The following is a 12,108-nucleotide window of genomic DNA, read 5'->3' as shown; positions in this document are numbered from 1 at the left end:
GTCTAGAGATTGTGGGGGGGAACAGGGACGGTCTGCTCAGGGGCCGGGTGGCTCAAGGCCTGGAGGCGCTGGCCGGCGGACCGGAAGGCCAGCATGGCGGGAGAGACGCGCTCGACTTCGATCTCGAGCGTGCCCGGCAGCCCGTGCTGCAGCGGGATGGCCGAGCTGGAGCCGGGCGTGATGGCCAGCTCCACGCGGATTCGCCCATCGCGGACCTCTCCGGCCACCTGTGACACCGTGGCGGCCAGCGTTCCGAATTGTGTCCAGGGGAAGGCATCCAGCCGCAGCTCGCCGCGCTGCCCGACCTGGATCCGCCCCAGGGCCGCTGCCGGCGTGAACTCCGCCACGATTCGGAGGTCGCCTGGGGGAATGATCGTCGCGAGGCGATCTCCGGCGCGAACCACGGCGCCCACTTGCAGCGGGGAGAGGTCCGCCAGCGTGCCCGCGCTGGGGGCCCGCAGGGTGCGGCGCTCGATCTCGTAGCGCAACCGAGCCATCTCCGCCTGGCTGGCGAGCTGCTCACCCGGGGAGAGAGTCGTGAGCCGCTGTTGCCGCTCCTCGAGCTGGAGTTGCTCGGCGTGGCTGTCGAGCTCGAAGAGGGGAGCTCCCGGCTGGAGCTGTTGCCCCATCTGGGCGTGGATCGCCGCCAACCGCCCGTCCAGGGGCGTCTGGATCGCGAAGGCCGCGGCCTGGGTCTCCAGGCGGGCGGTGCTGCTGGAGGCGTAGACGGAGACCCGGGCGAGCAGCAACCACGCGGCCCACGCGCCACACACGGCCAGCCCCAGGATGATCCAGAGGGCCAGGTGGCGGAAGCGCTCGGAGCGGAGGGACTGCATCACGCGAGGGAACTGGCTCAAGGGGGCTCTCTTCGCCGCGAGCCGGCGGGGGCTGGCAGGGGCCAGGGCGTCTTCCGGCCCTGGAATATTAGGCGCCTTGGCCAGGCCCCTCAAGCAGGGGCACTCCGTCGGCCAGCAGCGTCGCCCCTTGCAGGGCATGGTCCTCGTTCAGGGTGGAGGCGTTCGCTCCACCCAGGTAGCGGTTCTCCCCGAGCGCGAGGAAGACGGCACCGTGCACGTGCTCGTCCACCAGGGTCCACCCCAGCGGCTGTGGGATCAGCGGATTCAGCCCGATGCCCAGGTGGCCCACCCTCCGCGGCTCGCCTTGATGACGGTCGAGCCTGGCGAGGAACTCCTCGCCTCCCGAGGAGGCCTCCGCCCGAGTGATCCGGCCGCCCTCGAAGGTCAGCACCACCTCGGCCGCCGGGCCCGCTCGCGGCAGGAACACGGTGCCCTCCGTCCGCTCCTCGAGCACGGTGGTGTAGATCGAGCCCGCGGGCAGGTTGGAGACAATCGCGCCCCGCTCCCGGTCGATGGGCTGGATCACGCCGTCATCATCCAGCCAGGGGCGGCCCGTGCGATCCAGGGTGAGGCGGCAGGCTCCGCCCCGGGTCACGAGGGTCAAGGTTCGCGCCTGCCGCGCCGCCCGCAGGAAGGCGTCGATCTCCCCGCGGAGCCTGTCCTCTCCCAGCAGGATCGCCGGGAGCACCCGGGCCTCGAGTGTCTCCAGGGGCAGTCCCAGGCTTCGGGCTCGCGCCTCGTTCGGGATGGCCACCACCATCCAGGGGATCCGCCGCGCTTCCTCGGTTCTCGTGAGCCGGGCCACCGCTCCGGCCCACGCGGACAGCGCGGGCTCCGGGACGCCCTGGGGATCGAAGTCTGCCCCATGGAGCGCCAGGCACCGGTCGATCCGCTCCATCCACCCCTGGCGATGGCGATCCCAGCTCTCCAGCAGCGACGGCTCCACCTGCTGGAGCATGCGGCGCCGGTGCTCGGAGGTGCTGAGCTCGATGAGCGGCGTGGCGCCACGGCGCTCCAGCGCGAAGACCATCTCCTGGAGGACCTCCCAGCGGCCCGCTCCGTCCCGGACGTAGATCAGCTCCCCGGGTTGGACCCCCAGCCCCTCGACGGCCCGCCGGGCCACGTCTGTCCAGCGCTCGTTCATCATGGGTGGGCAATCACCAGGAGCGTGGGAGCGCGTTTCAAGACGGTGTCCAGGCACTGCTGGAGGCTCAGCGGATCCAGCGCGCCGAGGCTCTCGTCCAGGACCAGCAGCTGCGCTCCCTGGAGCAGGGCGCGGGCCATGAAGACGCGGCTTCGCTCGCCATGTGAGAGCTGCCAGCCGGACTCTCCCACGATCTGGAGGATCCCTGCCGGCATGGCCTCCAGCAAGCGCCCCAGTCCCAGCTGGCGGCAGAGATCTCGCGCCGCCTCGTAGTCTTCATCCCGCGGGGGCCAGCGGTGCCCCATCAGCAGGTTGAAGGCGAGGGTGCCCGTGAAGAGGTGGTTCTCGTGGAACTGCGGCACCAGCACCACGTTGCGGCGCCACTTCAGCCCTCCCACCGTCTGGCGATCCAGCCCTCCCAGGAGCACGACTCCCGAGGCGGGCTGGCGCAGGCCCGCCAGCACCGAGGCGAGCGTGGACTTGCCGCTGCCGGAGGCGCCCTGGAGCAGCACGCGCTCCTGGGCGTGGACCTGGAGGTTGCACCCCTGGAGGATCGCCGCGCTCCGGCCCCGGTGTTGGTAGGTCAGGTTGTGCGCCTCCAGCACGGCCGGGGCGGCTCCTGGGGCAGGGGCGATGGTGAGCGGCTTTCCGTGCGCGAGCGGGCGGGCGGCGGAGTGGAAGATCTGCGAGACCTGCTTCCAGGCCAGCCCCGCCCCGAGCAGCGCCGAGAGGGAGTCCGTCAGGTTCGTCAGCCCGCGCAGGCCAAGAAGGATGCCGCCGAGGCTGATCGCGAGTGCGCTCAGGTCCACCTCGCCCCAGACGAAGCCGGGAGCCAGCCCCAGCAGCGCCACGACCAGCCAGCCCCGAGGCCCCACCGCGCGCAGCACCGTCTCGACGGCGTCCATGCGCCGGGCCACGCCCAGGTGGCGCTCCAGCGCGGCGTCCTCGTGCGAGTGCCAGCGCGCGGGCGCTTGCTGGGCCACCCGGGTCCGCTGGCCCACCATCTGCTCGACGAGATCATGGGTCAACTCCATGCGGGCATCGGTCCACCGCTCGCGCTGGCGCAGGCTCACCCCGATCAGGCCACAGGTGGCCGCGATCCACCCCACCAGCAGCAGGGCATGCCACCCGCCGCCAGCGCCCGCCCGCAGCACCGCCACGGCCATGCCCAGCTCGACCAGGGCGAGCACGCCCACGAAGCCCCCTGCCAGCGAGAGCGTCTCCAGGGACTCCGACTCCATGACCCGGCCGAGGAGTTGCCCGATGCCTTGGTGCCGGATCTCGTCTGGATCGAGCCTCAGCGCTCCCGCGAGCAGCCGTTGCCTGAGCAGGCGCCCCGCCTCGACCGACAGGCGGGCTTGAGCCCACAGGGCCAGCAGGCGGAAGGGGATGCTGGTGAGCAGCAGCAGCGCCCAGCCGAGGACCCAGCCGCGCTCCAGGTGTCCGGCGAACGCGCCGCCGCCGAGCACCCACCACGAGAGGACGAAGAGGCCCTCATGCGCGAGCTGAGCCAGGACGAAGGCCAGCAGCCAGCGCCCCGCGCCCGCGTTCTGCAACTGCTGCCGGAAGCGGGTCTCCGGGGCCAGGCGCAGCGACCAGAGCCCCGCCACCTCTCGCGCGCCAAGGCTCGCCCCCAGCAGCGCGGCCCGGGCCCGCTCGCGCAGGGGAGCGGTGACGGCGGCTGTCTCCAGCAGGGCCTCCAGGCCAGGCTGTGCTTCCGAGGGACCGCGGAGCTCCACGGCGAGCCGCTCCAGGGAAACCCGGTGGACGGTGCCGTCCTGTCCCAGAAGAGAGGCGGTGCGCCCTCGGCAACCCAGGAGCAGGTGGAAGCGTTCCCCCTCCGCGGAGCCCATTCGCAACAGCGCTGGGGCTGCTTCCCCCAGCGCGCGCTCCAGTCCGTCATGGCGAGCCTCGACGTGATCCAGGTCGAGTCCCAGGGACGCGGCCACCTGCTCCATCCAGGCATCGAGGCCGTCCTCCCGGGATGGCGGCGGAGTGAGCTCTGGTGAGCCCTCACCCCCGGGCTCCAGCCCCAAGCGTCGTGCCAGCAGCACCAGGGCGTCTCCCAGCCGCGCCGCCGGCCAGGCGGACTCGAGCAGTGCGTCTGTCATGACGCCTCCCGCTGGCGAGGAGCGGCGGGCGGCCCATCTTCTACCCTCAGCTGCCCGCCTTCGACGTGGATGCGAGTCCAGGTGGAGCTGGACCAGACCGTGTCCATCGTGGCCTCCACCTTCAACAGCTGACCGAAGCGCGTCTGCTCCGACTTCACCAGCTCCGAGGGGATGCCGTCCTCGATGACGCGCCCTTCTTCCAGGACGATCACCCGATCAAATGTGAGGGCCTCGTGCACGTCGTGGGTCACGCACAACAGGGTGGCCTGAGCCCACCGCTGGCGCGCGGAGGCCAGCAGGCGATGCCGAGTGGTGCGATCCAGGCCCCGGAAGGCCTCGTCCAGCAGGACCAGCCGCACCTGCTCGCGCATGACGGCCCGGCCGAGCCGCACCCGCTGCCCCTCGCCTCCAGAGACCAGGCCGCCCCCCTCGCCAAGCTCGGTCTGGAGCCCCTCCGGCATGCGCTCCAGCACGCCCTTCAGGTCCGCGCCTTCCACGGCCGTGGCCAGTGGGATGGGCTGCTCCGGGGCTCGGCCAAAGGTGAGGTTGTCCAGCAGGGAGCGGTTCCAGAGCTGGACGCTGGGATCCACCCACGCGGTGACGCTCCTCAGCCAGGTGAGCCGCTCCGGGCTCAGCGGTTCTCCCGCGATCCGCACCACGCCCTCCACCGCGGGGTGCCACCCCAGCAGCAGCCCCACGAGGCTGGACTTGCCTGCTCCCGAAGCGCCGACGATCGCCACATGGCTCCCCGCGGAGATCGACAAGGAGAGGTGCTGGAGCAGCGGGTGGTTGCCCGCGCGGACGCTCACGTCCTCGAGCGAGAGGGACACTCCACCGGGCGGCGAGTCCTGCCCAGGGGCCGGGACAGCCGGCACGTCGCTGGAGGTCCACTGCGGTGCGTCGAGCGGCTCGAGCAGCCGCAGCGCGAGGCTCCGGTTGCGGGGCGTCTCGCGGAGCACCTGGGCCAGTCCCTGTCCGAGCCTGGGCAGGTTGAGCGCCAGGTAGGCCAGGAGCAGCGCCCCGCCGATAGCCTGCGGCCCTTGTTGCAGGTGCCACAGGACGAGCAGCGCCGCGAAGCCGTAGCCGATGAAGGACTGGAGCCCCTCGGTGGCCATGATCGTGCCCTGCAGGGCGTACTGGGCGCGGACCCAGTCGCGCATCAGCAGCCGCTGTTCGTGCCGAAGGCTTCGCTCCGCGCCGTGAGCCCGGGTGGCCACCAGGCCCTGCAGTCCATCCAGGAAGAAGCGGCTGAGGTTGCTAGCCAGTGTCTGCACGCGCAGGTCCCGCTCCCGCATCACCGGCTGGAACACCGCGGGCAGCACCACGGCGCACACCGCCGCCAGTGCCGCCCAGGGCCAGAGGGCTGGGCTCAGCCATGCGATGGCCAGCACCGTGAAGCCCAGCTCGAAGCACGATTGCAGCACCCGCCGCCCCAGATCCGGAAGGAGGCGGAGCCGATGAACGAGGTGGCTGCGGTGGGCCAGATCCGAGGTCAACCGGCTCTGCAGGTAGCGATCCGTCAGCCGGGGCAACTTGTGAAGGAAGGCCACCCGGAAGCGCGTCTCCAGGCGGCGGCCCAGCCAGAGCACTCCCGCCACGACGGGCGCCTCCAGCGCCAGGAGTGAAGCGCAGAAGGTCGCCAGCGCCACCAGAGAGCCCAGCCGCTGGGTGCCCAGGCGTATCTGCTCCAGGACCTCGAGCAGCCCGCGCAGCAGGAGGGTCTCGAGCGTCACGCCGGCCGAGATGAGGAGCAACGCCCCGAGCAGCAGCACCGGCCGCCAGGGACCATCCTCCTTCAGGAACCCGAGCAGGGCCCGGCCCAGCGCGACGGGCCGCTCCGTCAGGGCGCGCTCGATCTCGGGGGAGGCCTCGCGAGGCGGGGAGTCCGGCTCGTGCGCCGCGTCGGCGTGGCGCTCGGGAGCGGGCCCCTGGATGCGCAGCACCACCGCTCCGCGCAGGGCGACCCGCGGCGAGCCATCCTCGGAGGGCTCGGCGGGCACGGCCGACCAGAACCGGCTGGGGATGAGGGCCTCCCCGGAGGGCTGGAGCGCCTGCGTGTAGAGCCGCTCCACCGCCCGGAGCGATTCGCTTCCACGGCGCAGGCTCTCCGCGCCAGCGAGCGTCTCGACCACTCGCACCGCCGCATCCAGCGCCGCCAGCGGCCGCCACTCCGAGCGGCCCAGCGCATCCGCGAGCAGCCGCTGACACTCCCTCCGTGGTAGCCGCAGCGCCCGTAGGCGCCGCTCCAGCGGGGCCCGGAACTCCACGTCTCCGGCCCATTCACGCCAGGCCTCCGCGTCCACGGGCATCTCATGGAGGTAGAGATCCTTGAGGAACTGCTCGCGGGAGGGCCAGGCTCGCCCGCTGTTGGGATCCATGATCTGCAGCAGCGGCCCGTGCCGGCGCCAGACAGTGACGAAGTGCGCCTCGCCGATGGGGCTCTTCACCACCACGATGGCCGGCAGGAGCTGGGCCTCGTCCAGCAGCAGGTGCTCCACCGGGACGATGGCCTGCTCCGCGCCCAGGCCAAGCCGGTGGAGGATCTCCTCCAGCGAGTCGATGGAAGTCCCATCCAGATCGGTCTGGCAGAGCTCGCGCAGGGCCTCGTACCCCACGTCGAGCCCGAAACCGCCCAGGATGCTCTTCAGGGACGCCGGGCCGCAGTCCGTGGTGGAGGTCTGGATGACTTCCGGGATGAGGAGCTTGCGGCGCTGGCGCCGGCGGCCCATGTCGCGCTTTTCCTCGTCGCTCACGTGGGGACTCCGTGGCGGAACGTGGCTCCCCACAGGCGGCTGCCGCCGGCGCTGTCGGAGGCCCGCTGGTGGGTCGTCAGTCCGGGGATGAGGACCCGGACGGCGCTCCACTCCAGCACAGGGCAGGGCAGCTCCGCGACGAGCAGCGGCAGCCGCTGGTCGGCCAGCACGGACAACAGGTGGGCCAGCAGGGCTTGCTCCGAGTCGAACTCCCGCGGCGGGGTGGAGGCCAGCGGCTGGGCCTCGAGGTAGCGAACCAGGGGCTGAACCACTTCCTCGCGCTGCCAATCGGCGTAGGCGTCGTCATCCGCGCTGGCGCCGTTCTCCGCGACGAACTGGTGCTGCACGCGCGTGAGGAGCGCCTCCAGCAGCGCCTTCTCCGCCGCGATGGCCAGGCGCGGCCCCGAGCCGCTCCCACGGCTCAGGTGCCCCCCCTGAGGATCCAGCACGAAGGCATGGAGCACCGGGGCGGCGAAGGCATCTGGGTAGTGGAGCCACCAGCACCTCAGGCCCAGGCCCGCGAGGTGGGCGTACAGCTCCCGCGCCCAGCAGCCCTCCGGCAGCATCTCGGGCGTCAGCAGCACCCCGGGGCGCTGATGAAGGAAGGACGGGTAGAAGTTATGCCGCTCCAGGGTCTCCAATGTGCCCCGGAGCACGGCGCCCTCGCGGGAGGGAAACGCCGCCAGCCCGCACGTGTCGCTCGCGCCGAACTGAAGCGCGGGCGAGGGAGCGCGGTACGGGAAGGGGACGAGGCACTCTGGAACCTCCGCCCAGACCCGGTGGACTTCATCCCAGACGGGGCGCATGGGCACCCGGGGTAGCCCCTGCTCCCGGCAGCGCAGGCAGCCCGCCTGATCCGGGTGGAAGTCGAGCAGCCCGTAGGTCCGCTGGGGAGCGCCGCCGGGGGGCGGCGGGACGTGGTGGGCCTGCCAGGCCGCGAACCGCTCGATGGCCTCTCCTCGGGCGATGCGCTCCGCGTCCTCACGCGTGCGCCCCTTGCCGAAGTTTCCCTCCAGGAAGCCGATGCCTCCCGAGGGCGTCAGGCACGAGGCGATGAAGCCCGCGGCCGTGTCGGCGAAGGGCTCCACCGTCAGGCCGTTGAAGATCCCCTTGGACCAGCGCTGGGAGGCAAAGAGGCTGTCAGGCGCGAGGGGTTGCTCCCTCAAGGAGGTCCACAGCCGCACCTGGCGCTCCTGTTCGAGCAGGAAGCACGAGCCTCGGGGGGCTTGCGCCACCTGGAGGACGGCCCGGGCCACCGCTTGGGGAGCTCGCGCCACGTGCGACATCAACCCCAAGGGCCATTGCGCGCCGAACCCCATGCCGCGCAGCTCGCCCATCGAGGCCCACCCCTGGGTCGCCTCGGTGTAGTCCCGCGCATCCGCTGGGGTCTCCAACAGCGGACCCACGTGCGTGCCCTCGAGGCATTCGCCACACCACACCACCCGTGCGGCCTCGAGCCAGGGGGCGGACGCCTCCATGGGGGAGCCGGGCTCGAGATCTTCCATCAGCAGGACGAGCGGCCGGACGGGGAGGGCAGGGAGCTGTCGAGGCGAGGTGATCAGCTGGACTTCACTGCCCAGCTCGCGGAAGGCCAGCGCCAGCGCCAGGGGCTCCGGACGTGAAGGCTCCGCGCTCACCAGCAGGATCAGGGGGCCAGCCGTGGCAGGGAGCGGAGAGGCAGAGGGCGCCGACGCGATGAGAGCCGGGGAGGGGGGAACCAGAAACCCGCTCTTCACCAGGGTCGCCACGTCCTCCGCGGACAGGCGCTGCCATGCCTCGAGGGGCTCTGCGGTGTGGAGCAGCTCGAACCGGGCGCCGAGGAGCAGGAAGCCATCCCCGCTGGGAGACGGGCGCTGCACCACCGAGCGCGCCACTGTCCACTGACTCATGCCGCGTTTCCTCACCGGCCGTCCGAGCATGGAGCGGCACGCGAGGCTTATCAGCTTTCGAAAGCAACGGTGATGCGAGCCAGGGAGGTACGGCACTCTCCCTGGTTCGCTCGAAGTCGAGCCGGCCTTGGCGCCGGCCCAGGCTTATCAGCCAGCGTAGGGCTTGGACTGAGCGGCCTTGATGTGGGTCTTGAGCTGGAGCTTGCGAACCTTGACCTCCTTGACCTCGAGCTTCGCCTGCTCCTGCTTCTCTGCCTTCTGGATCTCGACCTTCTTCTCCATGGCGCGACCTCGCATGTGCAGCCAGTCTCCGGGCTGGAGCTGGTTCCTGGGCAACCCAGGATGACCAATAAGTAACGTAAAACCGGTTTTACTGTCAATATTGATTTCGCAGCCTGTGCTGATTTTTCATGTGGGCCTGGAAATGCGGACTTCATGCCGCACCCGCGGCGCTGCCGCGTGCAGGGGGTCTCCTTGGAACTCGACGAGCTGGTTCTCAATCCGTACATGGACATCGTGGCGCCTCCGGGAGAGGAGGGGGCGGCCCGGATCACTGTCCAGGCGCCCGTGAAGGGGTATGGCCTGCGGGTCCATGAGATCACCGCCGCGAAGGAGCCCCTGCTGTTCGAGGTGTTGAGCGCGCTGGTGAAGGCCGGCGGCGAGCTGGAGCTGGATGCGGGCCCGGAGGTGGTGGAGGCGCTCCACCGGATCGGGCTGTTGGTGAAGCCGGAGGAGCTCAGCGAGTGGCCTCGCTACCGGGTGGCGGCCGAGCCTGCCGCCGAGCTACTCCCTCTCCGCGTTCGCGAGTCCCGGCCGGAGCGCGCGGACGTCGAGGGGCTGATCGTCGCGCCCTCGTTCCTCTTCCAGCGAGAGTTCCAGCTCCGTCCCGACATCGCCTGGCCTCGGGACTTCGAGCAGGAAGGGCGCCTGCGGTGCTTCGCGGAGGGGCCGGCATTCTGGGTGGAGTACGCCCCCACGGGAGTCCAGACGCCGTTCTGGGTGGAGCCTCGGGATGCCGAGGCGCTCGCGGCCCTCCGGCCGGGCCAGCCTCCGCCCGAGCTGGAGCCCCGGCTTCGAGCCCTGCTCCGCGCCACGGGCGCGCTGATCGATCCCGCCACCCAGGCTCAGGCCGAGCACTCGCGCCAGGCGCTCTTCCGTACGCTGAAGGCCGGTTTCCACGGCGAGGGGTTCTCCGTCTGCCGCGACTTGCTTCACCCCTTCGAGATCGCGGCGCTGCGCATCTACTTCCGCGACCTGCTGGCCGCCGGCCTCATCCAGTACGGAGATGATCCCACGGAGAACCGGTACATCGCGCACAACGAGCCCGTCAGCCGCATGCTGCACGCGCGGCTGAGGCATCTGATGGATGCCGTCGTCGGCGAGCCGGTCAAGCCCTCCTACTCGTTCCTCTCGTATTACCAGAGCGGGGCAAGGCTCAAACGCCACATTGATCGCGAACAGTCGCGCTACAGCATCTCGCTCCAAGTGGACTACCTGCCCGAGCCGGCGGGGCCCACGGGCTGGCCCCTGGGGTTCATCACGGTGAGCGGCCAGGAGGGACTGGCGGACCTGAGGCTGGGAGACGCCGCGGTCTACCGAGGCGTCGAGATCCCCCACTTCCGGCCGGGGCAACTGCCGGCGACGCACTCCTCCTCGCACCTCATCCTGGAGTACGTACTTCGGAGCTTCACCGGCATCCTGGACTAGAGCATCCTCACGTCCGGCACGAGAGCGGGTTCATGGACGACACCATCAGTCTGGCCAGGTTGATCAAGCCGTTGAGCGTCAAGCAGTTCATGACGGAGGTCTGGCCCCATCGCATCCATGTCTCCCATGGGGCCATGGATCGCTTCCCGGAGCTGCTGCGCATCCCGGAGCTTCAGAACCTGGAGGCGCTGGTGCGGGCCTACCCGGAGCGGATCCCCGTCTGGTTCCCCAAGGACTCCATGCGCGACGAGCAGGGGCGCACCTCCTACGGGACCTACTTCGACCCTCGGGATGCGCTGAACCTGTACGGCGTTGGGGCGACCCTGTTCTTCCAGAAGCTGGATACCTACGTGCCGCAGATCCGCGCCATGGCGCGACGCCTGGAGGAGGATCTCGGCTTCCCGCCGGGCAAGACGTTCTGCAGCGGCTTCGCCTCGCGGCGCAGCGCGGGAGCGCTCCCTCACTTCGATCCGGAGCTGAACTTCGCCGTCCAGCTGCGGGGCAGCAAGCGCTGGCGGCTGGCGCTCAACGAGCACGTGAGCTGGCCCCCCGCGGGCTACGGCGTCATCGACAAGACCGTGCCCGAGACGCTGCGCGCGGCCTTGAAGCAGGACCTTCCCAAGGAGATGCCGGAGAACGTGCAGACCGTGGAACTGCGCCCGGGCTCCGTCCTGTTCTTCCCGCCGGGAGCCTGGCACGCCACCGAGTCCGGGGAAGAGTCGTTCCACATCGTCTTCGGGATCTGGCCCCACTCCTGGGCGGACCTGGTGCTGCGCCACCTGCGCACGCGGCTCATGGCCCAGGAGGCCTGGCGTGAACCGGCCGCCGGGATGCTGGGCCCGCGCAGCCAGCGCAAGCAGGCCTCGCAGCACTTGGCAGGGCTCCTGCGCGAGCTGCCGGAGGTGCTGGGCTCGCTTCAGGTGGAGGAGCTCCTGGGAGGGGAGGCCGCTCAGCGCAGCTACCAGCGCAAGGCCACGGCCCGGATTCAGCTCAAGCAGCGCGGCAAGGGGGCAGAGCGCGAGTGGCTGTTGTCCGTCCAGCACAAGGGCGAGCGCTCGGAGGTCTCCGTCGTGCCGGAGCTGCTCCCGCTGGTTCGCTGGGTGCTCGCGCGCCGCCAGCCGTTCGTCGAGGGGGAGGCGCTCTCCGCGGCCCGAGTCCTTCCCCCGCAGGATCTCCGCGAGGCGTTGGACATCCTGGTGGAGACCCACGTCCTGGAGCTGAGTGACGGGCCGGCCTCCAGGGCTCGAGGCTGAGCGCCGTCAGCTCTCCGCGCTCGGGTGCCCCCAGGGGTTGGTGGCCGAGTGCCGCCGCAGCATGGACTGCAGGTGATAGGCCTGCGTCGCGGTGACCTGCTGCTTGGGCAGGCGCTGGGAGACCTCATTCAGGCGGGCGGCCTGGAGCGCCAGCCGCTTGTGCACTTCCTGGGACCACCGGTTGAACTCGAGCCATTCCATGGACGCACCCCCGTTTGGGAACCTTTGAGGCGCGCCATGATGAACTCCGGATCTCCGGAAATCACGACGCCGCGCGTTGAGCCGCCAGAGGGTGACGCCTTCCGGACGTTGTTGATGCTCTGGATGCGATAAGTCAGGCACCCTTGGTCGCTGGCCAAACAGCTTGACTGGAGGGAGCGGGTTCCGGACTATC

Annotated in this window: 9 protein-coding genes; 2 read left to right on the top strand and 7 right to left on the bottom strand. The window is 70.7% G+C overall.

Annotated elements, in window-relative coordinates; genetic code table 11:
• Positions 1 to 2: 2 nt before the first annotated feature.
• The 6 genes from ACJ8AT_RS01460 to ACJ8AT_RS01435 form a co-directional block, all read right to left on the bottom strand.
• Positions 3 to 857 carry an HlyD family secretion protein gene (locus ACJ8AT_RS01460; RefSeq protein ID WP_407735707.1) on the bottom strand — a complete coding sequence of 285 codons (855 nt, stop codon included), beginning with the start codon at positions 855 to 857 and terminating at the stop codon, positions 3 to 5.
• Between the two features lie 67 nt (positions 858 to 924).
• Positions 925 to 2,004, bottom strand: coding sequence for an aminopeptidase (locus tag ACJ8AT_RS01455; RefSeq protein ID WP_407735706.1), 1,080 nt, complete (start codon positions 2,002 to 2,004; stop codon positions 925 to 927).
• Positions 2,001 to 4,112 (bottom strand): ATP-binding cassette domain-containing protein, encoded by a 2,112-nt coding sequence (locus ACJ8AT_RS01450; protein WP_407735705.1) that lies wholly within the window; start codon positions 4,110 to 4,112, stop codon positions 2,001 to 2,003. Before ACJ8AT_RS01450 ends, ACJ8AT_RS01455 begins: the two co-directional genes overlap by 4 nt.
• The gene (locus tag ACJ8AT_RS01445) at positions 4,109 to 6,865 is read right to left on the bottom strand and encodes an ATP-binding cassette domain-containing protein (protein WP_407735704.1); all 2,757 of its coding nucleotides are present in this window, start codon (positions 6,863 to 6,865) and stop codon (positions 4,109 to 4,111) included. The genes ACJ8AT_RS01450 and ACJ8AT_RS01445 overlap by 4 nt, the downstream gene beginning before the upstream one ends.
• A complete protein-coding gene (locus tag ACJ8AT_RS01440; RefSeq protein ID WP_407735703.1) occupies positions 6,862 to 8,754 on the bottom strand; it encodes a YcaO-like family protein in 1,893 nt (630 codons plus the stop codon). Before ACJ8AT_RS01440 ends, ACJ8AT_RS01445 begins: the two co-directional genes overlap by 4 nt.
• A 147-nt stretch (positions 8,755 to 8,901) precedes the next feature.
• Complete coding sequence (locus ACJ8AT_RS01435; RefSeq protein ID WP_407735702.1) at positions 8,902 to 9,036, bottom strand: hypothetical protein; 135 nt, start codon at positions 9,034 to 9,036, stop codon at positions 8,902 to 8,904.
• Positions 9,037 to 9,228: 192 nt separating this feature from the next.
• Between ACJ8AT_RS01435 and ACJ8AT_RS01430 the strand changes: the two genes are divergently transcribed.
• Positions 9,229 to 10,461, top strand: a complete 1,233-nt coding sequence (locus ACJ8AT_RS01430; protein ID WP_407735701.1) for a hypothetical protein — start codon at positions 9,229 to 9,231, stop codon at positions 10,459 to 10,461.
• Positions 10,462 to 10,493: 32 nt separating this feature from the next.
• Positions 10,494 to 11,714 carry a JmjC domain-containing protein gene (locus tag ACJ8AT_RS01425; protein WP_407735700.1) on the top strand — a complete coding sequence of 407 codons (1,221 nt, stop codon included), beginning with the start codon at positions 10,494 to 10,496 and terminating at the stop codon, positions 11,712 to 11,714.
• 6 nt (positions 11,715 to 11,720) lie between these two features.
• Here the strand turns inward: ACJ8AT_RS01425 and ACJ8AT_RS01420 are convergent, their stop codons facing one another.
• Positions 11,721 to 11,915, bottom strand: coding sequence for a hypothetical protein (locus ACJ8AT_RS01420; protein ID WP_407735699.1), 195 nt, complete (start codon positions 11,913 to 11,915; stop codon positions 11,721 to 11,723).
• Between the last annotated feature and the right edge of the window lie 193 nt (positions 11,916 to 12,108).

The organism is Hyalangium sp., assembly GCF_045802625.1.
Taxonomy (GTDB): domain Bacteria; phylum Myxococcota; class Myxococcia; order Myxococcales; family Myxococcaceae; genus Hyalangium.
Note: the sequence above shows the minus strand (reverse complement) of the source record. Positions and strands in the feature narration are given on the sequence as shown.

Coding starts and splice junctions, on each gene's coding strand:
- ACJ8AT_RS01455 (WP_407735706.1), bottom strand. CDS start 2,004: ATGATGAACGAGCGCTGGACAGACGTGGCCCGGCGGGCCGTCGAGGGG.
- ACJ8AT_RS01440 (WP_407735703.1), bottom strand. CDS start 8,754: ATGAGTCAGTGGACAGTGGCGCGCTCGGTGGTGCAGCGCCCGTCTCCC.
- ACJ8AT_RS01450 (WP_407735705.1), bottom strand. CDS start 4,112: ATGACAGACGCACTGCTCGAGTCCGCCTGGCCGGCGGCGCGGCTGGGA.
- ACJ8AT_RS01420 (WP_407735699.1), bottom strand. CDS start 11,915: ATGGAATGGCTCGAGTTCAACCGGTGGTCCCAGGAAGTGCACAAGCGG.
- ACJ8AT_RS01435 (WP_407735702.1), bottom strand. CDS start 9,036: ATGGAGAAGAAGGTCGAGATCCAGAAGGCAGAGAAGCAGGAGCAGGCG.
- ACJ8AT_RS01425 (WP_407735700.1), top strand. CDS start 10,494: ATGGACGACACCATCAGTCTGGCCAGGTTGATCAAGCCGTTGAGCGTC.